This window comes from Verrucomicrobiota bacterium, from assembly GCA_016871535.1.
Classification (GTDB): domain Bacteria; phylum Verrucomicrobiota; class Verrucomicrobiia; order Limisphaerales; family SIBE01; genus VHCZ01.
This window is the reverse complement of sequence record VHCZ01000154.1, coordinates 1-14,994: the sequence shown is the minus strand read 5'-3', so window position 1 is coordinate 14,994 and position 14,994 is coordinate 1. Positions and strand designations below refer to the sequence as shown.

At 60.7% G+C, this 14,994-nt stretch carries 14 protein-coding genes; 2 read left to right on the top strand and 12 right to left on the bottom strand.

Going from position 1 to position 14,994, the window contains the following annotated elements:
• Positions 1-75 precede the first annotated feature (75 nt).
• Entirely contained in the window at positions 76-519 is a 444-nt protein-coding gene (locus tag FJ398_18180; protein MBM3839859.1) for a nucleoside-diphosphate kinase, read from the top strand.
• 79 nt (positions 520-598) lie between these two features.
• Here the strand turns inward: FJ398_18180 and FJ398_18175 are convergent, their stop codons facing one another.
• From FJ398_18175 to FJ398_18135, 9 genes are all read right to left on the bottom strand, one after another.
• The gene (locus FJ398_18175; GenBank protein ID MBM3839858.1) at positions 599-1,888 is read right to left on the bottom strand and encodes a serine/threonine protein kinase; all 1,290 of its coding nucleotides are present in this window, start codon (positions 1,886-1,888) and stop codon (positions 599-601) included.
• A gap of 258 nt (positions 1,889-2,146) precedes the next feature.
• Entirely contained in the window at positions 2,147-2,530 is a 384-nt protein-coding gene (locus FJ398_18170; GenBank protein MBM3839857.1) for a hypothetical protein, read from the bottom strand.
• A gap of 154 nt (positions 2,531-2,684) precedes the next feature.
• Entirely contained in the window at positions 2,685-3,584 is a 900-nt protein-coding gene (locus FJ398_18165; protein MBM3839856.1) for a bifunctional 5,10-methylene-tetrahydrofolate dehydrogenase/5,10-methylene-tetrahydrofolate cyclohydrolase, read from the bottom strand.
• Positions 3,581-4,618, bottom strand: coding sequence for a hypothetical protein (locus FJ398_18160; GenBank protein ID MBM3839855.1), 1,038 nt, complete (start codon positions 4,616-4,618; stop codon positions 3,581-3,583). Before FJ398_18160 ends, FJ398_18165 begins: the two co-directional genes overlap by 4 nt.
• Positions 4,619-4,650: 32 nt before the next feature.
• A complete protein-coding gene (locus FJ398_18155) occupies positions 4,651-5,388 on the bottom strand; it encodes an rRNA pseudouridine synthase (protein MBM3839854.1) in 738 nt (245 codons plus the stop codon).
• 261 nt (positions 5,389-5,649) lie between these two features.
• Positions 5,650-5,805, bottom strand: coding sequence for a small basic protein (locus tag FJ398_18150; protein ID MBM3839853.1), 156 nt, complete (start codon positions 5,803-5,805; stop codon positions 5,650-5,652).
• A gap of 415 nt (positions 5,806-6,220) precedes the next feature.
• Positions 6,221-6,538, bottom strand: a complete 318-nt coding sequence (locus FJ398_18145) for an FHA domain-containing protein (protein MBM3839852.1) — start codon at positions 6,536-6,538, stop codon at positions 6,221-6,223.
• A gap of 55 nt (positions 6,539-6,593) precedes the next feature.
• Complete coding sequence (locus FJ398_18140) at positions 6,594-7,922, bottom strand: phenylacetate--CoA ligase (protein ID MBM3839851.1); 1,329 nt, start codon at positions 7,920-7,922, stop codon at positions 6,594-6,596.
• A gap of 208 nt (positions 7,923-8,130) precedes the next feature.
• Positions 8,131-8,679: a hypothetical protein gene (locus FJ398_18135; protein MBM3839850.1), complete on the bottom strand. Its 549-nt coding sequence runs from the start codon at positions 8,677-8,679 to the stop codon at positions 8,131-8,133.
• Positions 8,680-9,003: 324 nt separating this feature from the next.
• On the opposite strand from FJ398_18135, the gene FJ398_18130 reads away from it, so the two are divergent.
• Positions 9,004-9,471 (top strand): hypothetical protein, encoded by a 468-nt coding sequence (locus FJ398_18130; GenBank protein ID MBM3839849.1) that lies wholly within the window; start codon positions 9,004-9,006, stop codon positions 9,469-9,471.
• 150 nt (positions 9,472-9,621) lie between these two features.
• Here FJ398_18130 and FJ398_18125 read toward each other — a convergent pair whose 3' ends face one another.
• The 3 genes from FJ398_18125 to FJ398_18115 form a co-directional block, all read right to left on the bottom strand.
• Positions 9,622-11,328: a M28 family peptidase gene (locus FJ398_18125; GenBank protein ID MBM3839848.1), complete on the bottom strand. Its 1,707-nt coding sequence runs from the start codon at positions 11,326-11,328 to the stop codon at positions 9,622-9,624.
• Positions 11,325-12,776 (bottom strand): M20/M25/M40 family metallo-hydrolase, encoded by a 1,452-nt coding sequence (locus FJ398_18120; protein ID MBM3839847.1) that lies wholly within the window; start codon positions 12,774-12,776, stop codon positions 11,325-11,327. The genes FJ398_18125 and FJ398_18120 overlap by 4 nt, the downstream gene beginning before the upstream one ends.
• A gap of 411 nt (positions 12,777-13,187) precedes the next feature.
• Positions 13,188-14,990: a GAF domain-containing protein gene (locus FJ398_18115; protein MBM3839846.1), complete on the bottom strand. Its 1,803-nt coding sequence runs from the start codon at positions 14,988-14,990 to the stop codon at positions 13,188-13,190.
• Positions 14,991-14,994: the final 4 nt, after the last annotated feature.

Genomic DNA, 14,994 nt, shown 5'->3' with positions numbered 1-14,994 from the left:
TGACTCTGGAGCGGAGCCAATCCTCCTTGTCCTTGGTGCCGCTTTCTGGTTCCATCCCGGCCAACCAGAACGTTTATGGACATGACCCTCGTGCTGCTGAAGCCGGATTGTTCCGAGCGCCAACTCGTGGGCGAGATCATCGGGCGGCTCGAGCGGAGCGGCCTCCGAATCTGCGCGTGCAAAACGATCCGCTTCACCCCGGAACTCTTGCGCGATCACTACGCCCACGTGGTCCACCTGCCGGTTTATCCCCGGCTTGCGACTTACATGCAATCGGGTCCCGTGATCGCTCTGGCCCTCCAGGGCGAGCAATGCGTGGCGCGGGTCCGCGCGATGGTCGGTCCGACCGATTCCAGGAAGGCGCCCAAAGGGACCATCCGCGGCGATCTCGGCGAGGACAGCATGAAGAACCTGGTCCATGCGTCCGACTCGGTTGAGAACGCGCAGATCGAGCTGCGGCGTTTTTTTGAAGAGGAGGAACTGGTCGTGGAGCAAACGGAACTGGCCCCCACTATTTGACTCTTGTCAGGTTTCTTTTTGCTCCTTCTCGGCTGAACTGCCAGTTTCCCGCTAAATTTGGGCAGGCAGGCTGCCTGCCCTACTTTGCGCTGATGCACCAGAGGTACTGGTAAGTGCGGATAAAGATTTCGCCGTCGGAGGTCGCCAACGATGACATGGCGGTTTCGCCCAGCGGATTCGTGCTCAATAACTCGAATTTCGGACTCCCCCGGAGCACGAAGGTGTCGCCTCCTTGATTGATCGCATAAAGTTTGTCTTCCGACAGGACCATGGAGGACCAGGAAGTGGTCTTCACCGCCGGCCCCCGGAGACGTTCTTCCCAGATCAGCTTGCCAGTCTTCAACTCGAAGCATTCCGCAACGCCCGAGTCGTTGTGGATGTAAATATGGCCGTTGTGAATGACGCCCGAACCGATGCGTTGTTTGGTTCGCGGATGGTGCCACAGGCGATGCGTGGCCGTGACGTCGCCGCGGCCGCCTGGCCTCACCGCCGCCGCCATGCCGTTGAATCCGCCCATGCCCACCACGATGCCTTCGACAAACAACGGAGACGTATAGACCAGCGGATTCAATCCGCCACAGGTCCACAGTTCGCGCCCGGATTTCGGGTCCAGCGCGCAAATGCGTTTCGGAAAGGTCATGACCAATTCTTCGCGGCCTGCGGCGTCGACCACAATAGGAGTGGTCCAGGAACCGATCCAGGTGTTGGCGGTGTCGCCGGGTTTCTTTTCGCCGGAGTGCCCGCCGGGCTCATCGACTTGCCAGACGGTTTCGCCGGTCTTTTTGTTGAGCGCGATCAGGAAGGTGCGTTCGCCAGGGCCAAAATTCAGGATGCACAAATCGCCGTGAATGATGGGCGAAGCCGCGTTGCCCCAGATGTGGGTTTGTTTGCCCAGGTCGCGATGCCAGATTTCCTGGCCGTTGAGATCATAGCAATACAGCCCGGCAGAGCCGAACGAAGCGATCAAGCGTTCGCCGTCGGTCACGGGTGATGCGGAGCAATCCGGATTCGTTTCATGCGTGAGTTCCTTCTCGGGGTAGGTGGTGCCGGTTTGCCAGAGAAGTTTGCCGGACCGGCGGTCGAAGCACATGAGGGTGCGTCGCCGCTCTTTCCCGATAGCTTGCGTGATGAAGACGCGGTCATCCCAGACGATGGGGGTGGAGTTGCCGCGATCCGGCAATTCGGCGTGCCAGCGGACGTTCTCGGTTCGGCTCCAGCGAACCGGGAGGTTTTTTTCCGGCGAAACGCCCGTGCCGTAAGGCCCACGCCACGCCGGCCAATTCCCGGCGTCCACGGCGAAACCGCTCAGCCAGGCGGCCAACAAAACTGCGGAACGAAGGTGCGCTGTCGTGCGAAGTCCTGTTTTCATGGCTCTGGAGTTCAAGGTTTAGGGTTTCGAGTTCAAAAGTCAGGCGCCTGGAGTTTTCTGAAAGACTCCAGGCTATTGTGGTACGGATTCAATGGATAGGCAACCATCTCGTCAGGCCGTTCGGCGATTCTCCACGGCTGATTCAAGAGGCGGCGAAAAGGAGCGCGAGCAGCCGTGCCCGCGCGTTTCTTAAGCATCGGGACAGAAACCACTCGCGGGCAGGCTGCCCGCGCTCCTTCTTGAATCGTGCCCGGTCATTCACCTCAGGACCAACGTGTGCGCTTTGAGCCATTTCAGGTCCGGATTGCCGGGAGAAGCGTGTTCGTGCATGTGCCAGTAATTGGCCGACGAGGACTCGGATTTCTCGTCCGGGATTGCGCCCGTGGTGCGATCGTCAGCCCAGCGCCTGGCTTCCACGTGGCCATCGGACCAGGTCATGATCCCGCGGCGGTTGTGGTAGCTGCCCGGGATCATGAAGAGCGACGGCTTGGCTTCGATCCCGAAAAAGGGCCAACAGATGCTTTCGGGATGCACGTCGGTGATATCAGCCACATACGTGAAGAAGGTGTATCCACCGATCCACAACGAGCGAGCGACGAAGCGGCTGGCCAAAAGACCCTGGCCCTGCGGGTTGCGTCGCATTTGGGCTCTGGCTTCGTTGCTCCTCAGTTGAAGATCCCAGGGATATTCTCCTTCGTCGCGCCTGAGCCCAAATGCGACGCAACAAAGTGTATTCTATCCCACGGTCTGATCAGTAAATGCCGCGCTCCGGTGTCGGGGGTGTCACCAGCTTTAGCTAACGGCGACCTCCCACCGCCAGCTCCGTCGCGCGGACGGTGTTTGCCATCAGCATCGCAATGGTCATTGGCCCGACGCCGCCGGGATTGGGCGTGATCTTGCCCGCGACTCGTCTGACGTTTGCGAAATCTACGTCGCCCACCAGTTTCGATCCGCCCTTGGCAGAAGGATCGCTGAGGCGGTTGACGCCGACGTCAATGACCGTTGCGCCCGGTTTGACCATGTCCGCTCTGACGAACTCCGCCACGCCCATCGCCGCGATGAGAATGTCCGCGCGCTGGCAGTGCTCGTTGATGTGCGCGCTTCGCGAATGGCAGACCGTGACGGTGGCGTCCGCGTGCCGGGCCTTCTGCACCAGGAGCGCCGCCATCGGTTTGCCCACGATATTCCCGCGTCCCAGCACGACGACTTCGGCGCCCTCGATCTTAACCTGGCTTCGGATCAGTAACTCGTGAACGCCCGCCGGCGTGCAGGGAACAAAGCCGCTGCGGTCGCCGAGCATGAGTTTCCCCACGTTGACCGGATGAAAACCGTCCACGTCCTTGCCGGGCAGGACCGCCGAATAAACCGCCGTCGAATCGATGTGGGACGGAACCGGAGATTGAACCAGGATGCCGTGGATGAGCGGGTCGCGGTTCAGCTCTTCGATTAATTTCAGCAAATCCGCCTGGGAAGTCTGCTCCGGAAGGACGCGCGTGAGGGAGTGAAGTCCCAGCCGCGCGGACACTTTCTCCTTCATGCCGACATACACCTTGGACGCGGGATCTTCCCCTACACGCACAAACGCCAACCCTGGATTCACGCCGCGTGCTTTCAAGGCAGCGATGCGCTGGACGGTTTCGGCGTGGATCTGTTCCGCAATGGCCCGGCCGTCGATGAGCGTGGCCTCGGTCGTCACGGCGCAACTTCGATCGTCTCCGCTTCGAGGATGGGCGTCCTGGGCCAGCGGGGGTCAACGCCTTCTTCGCCGGTGACGATGATCTTCCTTCCTTTGAAATCCTTCAGCTTGAGTTCGGGATCGAGCGTGTGGAGATAATTGACCACCTTTCGGGTGTCCGTGCTCACCAGTTCAAAATAAGTCGGCGCTTGAATGCTCTTGGTGCTGCGCACAATGCCTTCGCGGCGGACGATGCGTTTGGGCGGCGGCGCAGTGTCGGTCAGTGGCGGCGCAGCGGTTTCGGGAGTCGTCACGACCGGAACCGGCGCCGGAGCCGGCGGTGTGGAGACGACGTTGCTCACGGCTGGGGTGTTCTCCGTCGTTGTGAGCGGTTGCGACGCGGCCGCGGCGGGCGTTTCGATGGCCGGCGGCGGCGTTTCGGAAACCGGTTGGAGCGTCAGCGGCGGAGGCGCGCTGTCCGACAGCGTGGCGGCGATCGGAGGCGCGGTGCGGTCCGGTTCGGGCTTGGGGGCGGGAGGCGGAGCGACGCTTTCGGTTTTTGTCGCGGCAGGAGTCGGCGCGTCCTTCGCCAGGAGGTTCAAGGCCACAAACGCGTAGGCTTTGTCCGGCGTCTCAATCTCCATCCAGTTTTCGACGCGGCGAATCTCTTTGACGGTTTCCCCTCGATCCAATCGACCGACGACGCTAAAATTCTCCCCGGGACCCGCGCGGAGGTTGACCCGGCTCACGGACACGGATTTGTTGCCGGCATCGATGAAGTCCGCGAACACCCAGACGGGGGTGTTGGCGGGCATCTGGATGCGAGCCCAGGCGGCCGGTTCGCCTTTCTTCGGTTTCTCCACGGGGATTTCTTCCAGGATCACGACCTTCTCGCCTTTTTGGAGTTGGGTGATCACTTCGCCGATCAAGGAAGGCTGTCCGCGGACGTTGACGTGTTTCTGGGTCACCGAAGCGGTTTCCCCGGCTTTGACTCCGGCAAATGCGAAAGTGGAGAGTGCAACCGCCAAGCTGGCGACAAGCTGGTTCGTTTTCATACCGGTGAATTAAGGTTCAATTGCAGCGCGTGTCAATGCAGTCTTCCCTGCTGCGGTCCCTGCGATTTGAGCAGGGACGCGATCTCCACCGGCGTCAGGACGCGCCATTTGCCGCTGGGCAATTCTCCCAGCTTGATGGGGCCGATCTGAACACGGCTGAGGCGTTCCACGGTCAGTCCCAAGGTCTCGAAGAGGCGCCGCACCTCGCGATTCTTTCCTTCGCTCAGCTCCAGTTCCACCAGGCTGTGCGAGTTATTCGCCCGGAGCAACCGCACTTTGTCCGGCTTCAACGTCTCCCCTTCGTGCCAGACGCCGCGGCTCAAGCGAGCGACCTGTTCCGGGGACACGCGACCGGTCACCGTCGCCAGATATTTTTTCCGGATGCCATAGCGCGGATGGGTGATCCGAAGCGAGAATTCGCCGTCGTTGGTCAGGAAAATCAGGCCTTCGCTGTCGAAGTCCAGCCGGCCCACGGTGTGGAGGTTCCTCCATTCTTTCGGCAAAAAGTCGCTCACACTGCGGCGGGCCAGCGGATCTTGGCGCGAGCAAATGCAGCCGCGAGGTTTGTTCAACGCCACATAAAGTTTGCGCCTCGGTTTGATGGCCGTCCCATCCACCGTGACCTGATCGTGCAGCGCATCGACGCGCGAACCGAGTTCCTGCACGATTCTCCCGTTCACCGTGACCCGGCCGGCCACGATGAGTTGTTCGCTGGCGCGACGCGAAGCCACACCGGCGTCCGCCATGAATTTTTGCAGACGCACGAGCATAGACCGTCAGGGCTGCTGAAAGATTCGCGAAAACTGGTGAAAGAACTCTAAGAGCGTGTTTTGAAAATGGGTGGAACGGGCTACCAGCCCGTTTTCGGCGGCAACTTGCCGCCGAACATTGCGGCAGGCTGGTAGCCTGCCGCAACAGGCCAGTGGCCTGTTCCACCCACAAGGCATTTTCAAAACGCGCTCTAACAGAAGAGAAAGGAGACAACAGAGACAAAACTCCGTTCTCTCCCGCGCCATGGTGTAAAGAAGGGACTAGACTTCGGGCTTGGTCTTGGGAAGGCCGGTGACGCGGCTGCCTTCCTTCCATTGCCCGCGCTTTTTCATCAACTCAACGCGCTCGAAACGCTTCAAAACATTGCGTTTGGCGCCCAGCGCGCTGGCGCCTCGGAGACTCCGGTGTTGTGACATAAAGTGCCTTTGTGATTATTCGCCCCGCTCGCCCAGGGGAGCGGGGCCGAGACTTCTAGCAAAAGTCTGGGCAAAAGCAACCGCTTAATTGGATCCCCAACTGGGCGGTGCATCCACGAGTTTTCCGCGGAAATAATATCCCGGAGCGCGGCCTGTGTCGAAGACCAGCCGCAGCGCGTCCAAACCGCCCGTGTGCAGCGGCGGCGCGGTGCGCGCTTGGAGGCCAGCGCAACACGCCCCCAGTATGACGCGCTGGCTGCGCCACCCGAGACCAGGACGCGCAGCCGGTCGCTGCCCATCATGATTTCCAGATAGCACCGTCCGCGCGTCGCAGGCGTGACCGCGCGAACTTTCTTCGATGGTTCGGCGTCATCACTCGTCCGGACGCCGCCGCAAACTTGAGATAGGAAAAAGCTCAGAGCGCCAGGTAGAACACCGTGTCGCCGATCTTGAAGGTCTGATTGGGTTTCAGAGTCACGGGTGCGCTGATCCGTTCGCCGTCCATGTAAGTCCCGTTCTTCGAACCGAGATCCTCCAGGACAAATGCGTTGTCGCCGCGCGTCAGCCGGCAATGGCGGCGCGAAGCTTTGGCGTCGTTGATGACCACATCGCAATCCAGGCCGCGACCGATCACGATGGCGTCACGGCGCCGCAGATCGGCGGAGGATTGCTGGCCCTGTTCGCCCTGGGAGAATTTCAAAGCGGTCGGCAAACTGTTGGCCTTATCGGCCATGCCGGAGACTTTAGACGCTTTCGCGCCAAGCGCAAGCTCTGGGGCATGCCGTGAGCTATTTCTTCAGCCAGCGTTTGGCTTTCAGTTCGTAGCGCGGCAAGGTGCCCGGCTGGACCAGCGTGACGGGCACTCGCAAGGCCAGCGCGTTCAAGAGTGCCCTTTCCACTCGGGCAGTCAAATCGGTCGCCGCGCTTGCCTCGGCAACGGGCTCGACTCGCACCCTCAATTCCGCCAAAGCCCGCCGGTCGGAAATTTCCACTTGATACTCGGCCACCTCGCGGAAGCCACGGATGATTTCCTCCACGGCGCCGGGGAAGACGTTGACGCCGCGGACCGTGACCATGTCGTCGGTGCGTCCGAGAATTCCACCTTCAAGCGCCAATTCGGAGCGGCCGCAGGGGCAGGGGGATTCGGGAGGCGTAAGGCGTAAGGCGTAATCCGTAATCCGCACTCCGCCAGGCTTTACTAAATCGCCCGTGCGGTAGCGAACCAGGGGCGAGCCGATGCGGCCCAGCGTGGTCAAGACCAACTCGCCTTGCGCGCCGGGCGGAGCGGCTGTTCCGGTCGCTGGATCGATGATTTCGGCGAAGTACGCGCATTCCATTACGTGCAACACGCCGGGGCGCGAAGGGCACTCGTAAGTGACCGGACCGACCTCCGTCATCCCGTGGTGATCGAACACGCGGGCGCCGCCCCAGAGTTGCTCGATTCGCGACCGGGTCGCCGGGATGCTGCCGCCGGGTTCGCCCGCGACAATGAGCATTCTCAGCTCGCTCTTGTCCAATTCGATTTTCTCCTCGGCCGCGACCTCTGCCAGGTGAATGGCGTAGGTCGGCGTACAGCACACCACAGTTACTCCCTGGTCCAAGATGAGGCGGAGCCGCGCGCCGCTGCTCAAACCGCCGCCCGGAAGACAGAGACACCCCAGTTCAGCCGCCGATTCGAAGGCCAGCCAGAAGCCGATGAACGGTCCGAACGAGAAGGCAAAGAGGATTCGATCCGCTCGCGTGACACCGGCGGCGCGATAGACTTCCTTCCAATTCTGCAGCATCCAGCGCCAATTTTCCGGCGTGTCCAGCCAGCGCAACGGCGTGCTAGACGTGCCGCTCGTCTGATGGCAACGCGTGTACGACACCAGGGGAAAAGTCAGATTCGTTCCATACGGCGGAGCAGTTTTCTGGTCCGCGACGATTTCCTGTTTCGTGGTGAACGGAACGCGCCGGCTGAATTCCTCCAAGGAAGTGACCTCGGAGGTTACGCCCGCTGCGGCAAACTTCTTCTGATAAAAGCGATTGCTCCCCAGGACTTGTGCGAGCAGTTCCCGAAGCTGCCGGATTTGAGCCGAGGCAATGGCGGATCGGGTCGGGAAAAAGAATTCGGCCATCGGACAGTTCAGGATTGCTTACGGCCCATGAAACCCGTCGCTAGTAGGGCGTTGCTGCTGCGCCGCCGTATCGACCGAAAACCGGCTGCGCGGCAACGCAGCCCTACCGTGCTCATGGGAGGGACAAGGAAACGGAGATTGACCGACGCCCTTTGCGGCTTCTGTCCCGACTCTGTTTGCTCTGACCGCTCCTGTAGCGACCGGGTTGTTACGGCTTAGTCGAGGCATGGACCTGGACGTGGGTTGGTTTTGCCGGCGCTGGATTCGGTTTGTAAAAGGTCACCAGACAACCGCCCGCCGCAGCCAGGAGGATGCCCAGGAAGAATTGAGGTTTGATCGACCCAAGGCCACCAGCCGGCGGATGCGCAATAATTGAATAAACGGCGTTCACAACCGGCGCGCCTGCGAAAACGATCGACATAACCACCGCCGGCGTGCCCTTGGCGCCAAAAGCCAGAAGCACCCCGAATGCGCCAACCGCGCCGACGATTCCCGCGATCAAACTCCACCACATGCCTTTGGCCGGGTAACTCCAGGTCGCGCCTTTCGCCAGGAGCACAGCGAGCGGCGCCAGCACGGCGGTGAGGAAATAAGCGATGCCAACGAACAGGAACGCCTTGTATCGGCCGTTCACCGGATCACTCATCGCCATCTGTCCGGTGTGCAGAAAAACGCCATAAACACCCCACGACAAGACGGTGAGCAGAGCAAAAAAGAGCCACGCCGAGCCCGGTTGATTTGAAGAAGCTTGAGCAATCATGCGTCGAGTCTAGTGTTTGCCCAGATTGACTTCAAACGGTTTGTCAGCGAAGCGAGGAAGATGAATGGAGTTAGCATGATGAGAACGCTCAGGCTTTCCCGAAACGCCATAGCTCTGCGTTGCCGCGCCGCCGGTCTTCGATCGATACGGCGGCGCAGCCGCACCGCCCCACCGGCGATGGGGTCAAGGGCTGTATGCACGGCTCGCAGGCCGTGGGAGCTTCCCAGGTGCCGTCACTTCGGACCCTGGCCTTTAGGCCGCTTCAGCGCCAAACTCCGCAGTGGGGCCGGAAGCAGCCTGAAGGCTGCGGTCCGCGCGGTCTTGGGTTCATGGGCACCGGGCAGGTCCAAGAAGAACAAGTCTGTCCTGTCGTTCCTGCATCTCGGGACGCTGCTTCTTGCCGGCTGCGCTACCTCCACCATCGAATCGCGCCGCCAGGAGCGGTTCTCCGCCTATGCCGCGCTGCCGTCCGAACAGCAGCAGCTCGTGGACAAAGGCCAGATCAAAGTCGGAATGATTCCGGACGCCGTCTATATCGCCTGGGGACCGCCGACTGAAATCCTCGAACAAGAAACTCAGCAAGGCCACACGACGATCTGGATTTACCACGGGCAATGGCTGGAGGAATCCCGCTACTGGACTTACCGCGAAATCTCCCGCGACGGTTCCACTTTTCTGGAGCGCCGGTTGGAGAGCGATTATTTTCCGCGGAGCTACATTCGAGCTGAAATCTTCTTCGCGAATGGCGTCGTGGTCCGATGGCAGACCTTGCCCCGGCCCGCGTATTGACCATGACGCCAACTGAAACAATGCGCGCAAAAAGTATGTCCCGTACGGGACATACTTTTTGCGCGCGGCTGTTTCGTCGGACGCACGATCATTCCTCGCGCGCGCTCTGCATGAAACGGTCGCAAGTGTCGATGTGGGGGTAAGCGCTCTTTAGTTGCTCTGGATCAGCTTCTCGCGACGCGCTTTGAACTCTGTGCCTGGCTTCCATTCCGGATACTTGTCTGTTTGCGCCGCGCGATATCCGACCTGGAACAGCAACTGCAAATCTTCGACCGCGCCGGACAAATCCCAGTCCGGTTTCACTTCGTCGCTCGGTTTGTGGTAATCGCGCGCGATGTAGCCGTCGCTTTTTTGTTGGCCAAACCCAGCGGGCTTGCCGAGGAATTCGCTCCCGCCCTTGAGATAGAGAGCGGGCACGCCCACTTTGGCGAACTCGAAGTGGTCGGACCGGTAAAAGCGGCCCTTTTCCGGCTCCGAATCCGGAGCCACCGACCGGCCCTGAGCCTTGGCGAAGTCCTGCAGCAGATCCTCCAACGTGGTGCTCCCGTATCCGATCACCTCGATTTCGCGCGTGCGGCCCCAGGGATTGAGGACGTCCATGTTAAAATTGGCCAGAGTTTTGGCCGGCGGATAAAGCGGATGCGTGGCGTAGTATTTTGCGCCAAGCAAACCTTTCTCTTCAGCGGTGAGGAACAAGAAAAGGATGGAACGTTTGGGCGCGCGTTTGAGTTGAGTGAAGGCCTCGGCCAGTTCGATCAAACCCGCTGTTCCGGACGCGTTGTCGAGCGCGCCGTTGAAAATCTGGTCGCCTTCCATCTTCGGATTCCGTCCGAGGTGATCCCAATGCGCGGAATAGACCACGAATTCATCCTTCAGTTTCGCGTCTGAGCCTTCCAGCAAGGCCACGACGTTGCGGGAGGCCACTTCTCGGAGCGCTGTCTTGATGCGAAACGTCGCTTTGGTCGGGAGCGCCACGGGGCGGAAATCGCGGCGGAGCGCGCTCCTTTTCAGTGTATCGAAGTCGCGGCCCGCCGCGGCAAACAGTTTCTTGGCCGTGTCCAAAGTGATCCAACTCTCGATCGACGCGCGGTCGCGGTTCTGGTTCGGCGATTGCAGATCGAAATTCTCCCGGCTGTTGCTGCTGACGAGGACGAAATACGGGTAGCCCGCCGGGCCGGTTTCGTGGACGATGATTGCGGCGGCGGCGCCTTTGGCCGCGGCGATTTCGTATTTGTAGGTCCAGCGCCCGTAGTAAGTCATCGCCCGGCCTTTGAACATTTTTTCGTCAAGCTGGCCCGGATCGTTCGGGTCCGGAATCGCCGGATCGTTAATGAGCATGACGATGGTCTTGCCGCGGACATCCACGTCTTTGAAATCATCCCAGCCGTATTCCGGCGCGACGACGCCGTAGCCGACGAAAATCATGTCCGAATCGACGACGTTCACTTCCGGCGCGAACCAGGGCGACCAGACCACGCATTCGGCGGGGAAAGCGACCTCGGTCGTTTGGTTTCCAACCCGGTAGGAAAAGGCCGGCTGTGGGGTGAAGCCGACCATGGGAACACTTTGCAGGTAGGTGCCGTCGGGATTTCCCGGTTTCAAGCCGAGCCGATTGCATTGGTCCACCAGATAATTCACGGTGAGATCCTCGCCTCGCGTGCCCGGGGCGCGTCCTTCGAATTCATCCGAAGCAAGAACTTGAATGTGCTTGAGGAGTTCGTCGCTGCGGATGCCGTCGAGGGCCGTTCGCGTTTCGGCCGCCGCAGGCGCGCCTTGAGCTGCAACCTGCGCATGAGCGGGATTGGTGACGGCGCACAACCCCACCAGAAAGAAAATGCTATAGTTTATTGAGTTCATTTGCCCTTTACGGCCGCCACTTCCACGACGGACCACCAGACGAATTCCAGAAATTTGCCCAGGCCTGCGATCGAAATCCTTTCATCGTTCCCATGGACGCGCGAGCTGTCGTCGTCGCTGGACACACTGCCCACGCCGTACGCCTGAACCCCTTTGGCGCGCAGTTGGGCCGAATCCGTCGCGCCGGTCAGCATCATCGGCAGCGTCACCGCGCCGGGGAACAACCGTTGTTGCGCGCGTTCAAGAGCCTGAAACATCTCGGTGTCGATTCGCGAAGGCGGCGTCGCTGGGCACCGCCGGCCTTCCGCCGGGACCACTTCGACGGCCGGGTCGTTGATCAATTCCCGCAAGGTCGAGGCAAACCGGTCCATGTCTTCGTCCGGCAAAGCGCGGACATCCAATGTGGCGAGGGCGTCTCCCGGGATCACGTTGTTCCGAAAGCCGCCGCGAATGATCGTTGGCGAGATCGAGGTGCGGAGCATGGAATTGTAACCCAGGTTGGTCACCCGAATCTTCTCTTGCGCCATCGCCCCGAGAGCCGAGTCTTCAAGGTGCGTGTACAGAAAAGATTCTTCGGGCGGGCTGATCTTGGCGAGGCGCGAGAAGAATTCGCGCGTCGTGTCGTTCAACCGCATTGGAGGCTGCCAGGCGCCGACTTTCGCCACAGCGGCCGCCAGATGAACGATGGCGTTGTCGGGCCGGGGCCGCGAGCCGTGCCCGCTCGTGCCTTTGGCGGAAAGCAAGATCGGCCGCGGAACTTTCTCCGTCGTCGCGACGCCGACATATTGGACCTGGCCGTCTTTCGCGAAGATTCGGCCGCCCTCGTTCAGCGCGAACTCGCATTCGATTTTGTCCCAATGGCGCGCCACCATGAAATCGATGCCGACATGCGTGGTGCCTTCCTCGCCGGCTTCGGCGAGAAAGATCACGTCGCGCCCCAGCGGAACTTTCAACCGATGAAGCAGGAGAAAGATTTCCAGGCAAACACTGGTCATGCCTTTGTCGTCCGACGCGCCGCGGCCATACACGTAGCCATCTTTGACAATCCCGCCGAACGGATCGATCGTCCATTTGCTCCGCTCGACGCCAACCACATCGAGGTGCCCCATTAAGAGCAGAGGTTTCTTCTTGCCGTTGCCTTTGAGGCGCGAGACGAGATTGCCTCGCCCCGGTTCCAGTTCGAGAATTTCCGAGGCGATGCCTTCGCGGGTGAGGATCGCTTGAAGATACTGCGCGCCCTTCGTCTCGTTGCCGGGCGGATTGCTCGTATCCACCTTGATGAAATCCGAAAGGATGCGGACGGTCTCGTCTCGAGCAGCGGAGAAATCCGGAACCGGGTCAGAGTTGGCGCCGCGAGCCGACGACGCCGATTCAAGAAAGAAGGCGAAGATCAGAGTGAGCGGCAAGCACAGCGGCTGCGAGAATCGAGTTCGAGCTAAATGAGTCATGCGCGTGGCCGCAATGAAACACACAATCCTCCCTCAACTGCAAGCAGTGCGTTCCAAGCTGCCATGAGCCACAGTGCACCCACAAGTTTATCAGTGACCTCGGCCCGTGTAGCGCAGAGTTGCACTGCTGTATCTTTCGAGATCATTCGCAGCCGCGACGATTTCTCGCAGCGCAGATTTTCAATCTGCCGTATCGCCGACTTGTAGTCGGCTGCGCAACAAACTCACCTGGCCGCACCGGATTGGCCAGCGCGCCGCAGAATGCAATTCTGCGATACGGCAGAATACAATTCTGCGCTACTTCCCATGCGCCGGGGCCCTTGACACAGTTCGATAGCGGGGTGGTGCTGCTGCGCCGCCGCATCGACCGAAGACCGGCTGCGCGACAACGCAGCCCTACCGTCGTGTACTTTAACCCTGCAACGAAACCAGCGGCGCCTCGATCGGCAGGAGCACGGTAAATGTCGCGCCGTGTCCCGGCCGGGATTTGACTTTGATTTTACCCCGGTGCGCTTCGACAATTCGGGCCACGATGGCCAAACCCAGTCCCGTGCCTGTGCTCTTGGTCGTGCTGAGCAACGAGGAAAAAGCGCGCCGCCGCTGCTCCGGCGTCATGCCTTGCCCCGTGTCTTTGAAATCAACCGCCACGTGAGTCGGCTCCGGACTCCGGCGGGGCAGGCGCAAGGAGCGGGTGATGATCGTCAGTTTGCCGCCTTTGGACATGGCTTCCACGGCGTTCAGGGTCAGGTTCAGAAAGGCTTGTTCGAGTTGCGTCGCGTCGCCCATCACGGGCGGCAAATCTGGATCCAGCTTCCGGATGAGTTGAATCTTCTGGTTGGTCAATTTGTGGCGCGTCAGCAAGCCGAGGTCGTCGATCAATTGATTCAAATTCACCGGAGTCAGTTGCGGCTCGGCGCTGCGGGCGAAGTGAAGGATTTGCTCCATGATCTTGTTCAGGTGATCCATTTTCTCGGCGATCACTTGCGCGTCCTTCGCGCGCGGGTCGGCGGCCGGGAATTTCAGGTCAAGCGAGTGATACAACATTTTCATCACCGTGAGCGGATTGCGGATTTCGTGCGCGACTTCCGCGGCAAGCAGGCCGATGGCGGAAAGTTTTTCGTTCTGGCGTAATTGCTCTTCCAGATCGACCACGCGCTCGTAGAGCCGCGCCTTTTCGATGGCAATGGCGGACAGGTCCGCGAGCGCGGAGAGAATCCGAACCTCTTCGTTGGAAAAACTGTGCGGCTGTCCGGAATAAACATTGAGGGCGCCGATGGCCTGCCCGCTGAACACGAGCGGCGCGCTCAAAAGAGAAATCAACCCTTCGCGGCGGGCCACTTCGACATTTTGGTAGCGGCTCGAAGTCTGCACGTTCTCGACCTGGATCGGGCGTTGCCGGCGGACCACGATCCCGACCAGGCTCTCGGTGGCGCTGAGGCGGGGTTTGCTGAGGTACTCCGCGCCAGCGCCAAAGCTGGCGCGCAGATCAAGCCACTCGCGACTTTCATCCAGCATCAGCAGCGAGCACATCTTGGCGTCCATGAGCACGCACGCCTCGCGGGTAATGACCTGGAGCGCTTCATCCAGGTGGAGCGCCGAGCTGATGGTTTGGCCGACGCGGATGAGCGACTCGAACAGCCGGGCCTTGACGCGGAGTTGTTCGTAAAGCCAGGTGTTGCGAATGACCAGCGCCGCCTGCAAGGCCAGGTCCTGGAGCAACTGTTCGTCCTCGCGGGTGAACGCGTCCGGCTTCTCGGAATCCACATTCAACACGCCGCGCACTTCGCCGTTGACCTCCAACGGCACGGCGAGTTCGGAGCGCACGTCCGGCCTGACCTCGACATAACGCGGGTCGCGCGACACCTCGCTGACTCGCGCCGGTTTGCCGTGCTTGGCGACCCAGCCGGTAATGCCTTCGCCAAGGCGCAGCTTGAGTGTGGCGGCATCGGAGGGAAGGCCGGAGGACGCCTCGATTTCCAGAAAACGCGTGGTGGGATTGAAGAGCGCCACCGAACCGCTTGAGGCGCGCATCAAACGCACGGCTTCGCCGAGAATCAGTTTCAACGCTTCGGCCGCGTCGAGGGAAGAATGGATGACCTTGCTGACCTGGTGCAGCAGTTTCAGCCGTTCGTAGCGCGCGCGGAGGTCGCCCAGTTCACGATGCACGGACGAGAATAGACCAGAAACCTCGGGAAGGTCGAGTGGCGAGGGCATTCCA

Excerpts from the sequence above, each read along its gene's own strand:
- FJ398_18180 (MBM3839859.1), top strand. The coding sequence starts at position 76 with ATGGACATGACCCTCGTGCTGCTGAAGCCGGATTGTTCCGAGCGCCAA.
- FJ398_18175 (MBM3839858.1), bottom strand. The coding sequence starts at position 1,888 with ATGAAAACAGGACTTCGCACGACAGCGCACCTTCGTTCCGCAGTTTTG.
- FJ398_18170 (MBM3839857.1), bottom strand. The coding sequence starts at position 2,530 with ATGCGACGCAACCCGCAGGGCCAGGGTCTTTTGGCCAGCCGCTTCGTC.
- FJ398_18160 (MBM3839855.1), bottom strand. The coding sequence starts at position 4,618 with ATGAAAACGAACCAGCTTGTCGCCAGCTTGGCGGTTGCACTCTCCACT.
- FJ398_18155 (MBM3839854.1), bottom strand. The coding sequence starts at position 5,388 with ATGCTCGTGCGTCTGCAAAAATTCATGGCGGACGCCGGTGTGGCTTCG.
- FJ398_18150 (MBM3839853.1), bottom strand. The coding sequence starts at position 5,805 with ATGTCACAACACCGGAGTCTCCGAGGCGCCAGCGCGCTGGGCGCCAAA.
- FJ398_18145 (MBM3839852.1), bottom strand. The coding sequence starts at position 6,538 with ATGGCCGATAAGGCCAACAGTTTGCCGACCGCTTTGAAATTCTCCCAG.
- FJ398_18140 (MBM3839851.1), bottom strand. The coding sequence starts at position 7,922 with ATGGCCGAATTCTTTTTCCCGACCCGATCCGCCATTGCCTCGGCTCAA.
- FJ398_18125 (MBM3839848.1), bottom strand. The coding sequence starts at position 11,328 with ATGAACTCAATAAACTATAGCATTTTCTTTCTGGTGGGGTTGTGCGCC.
- FJ398_18120 (MBM3839847.1), bottom strand. The coding sequence starts at position 12,776 with ATGACTCATTTAGCTCGAACTCGATTCTCGCAGCCGCTGTGCTTGCCG.
- FJ398_18115 (MBM3839846.1), bottom strand. The coding sequence starts at position 14,990 with ATGCCCTCGCCACTCGACCTTCCCGAGGTTTCTGGTCTATTCTCGTCC.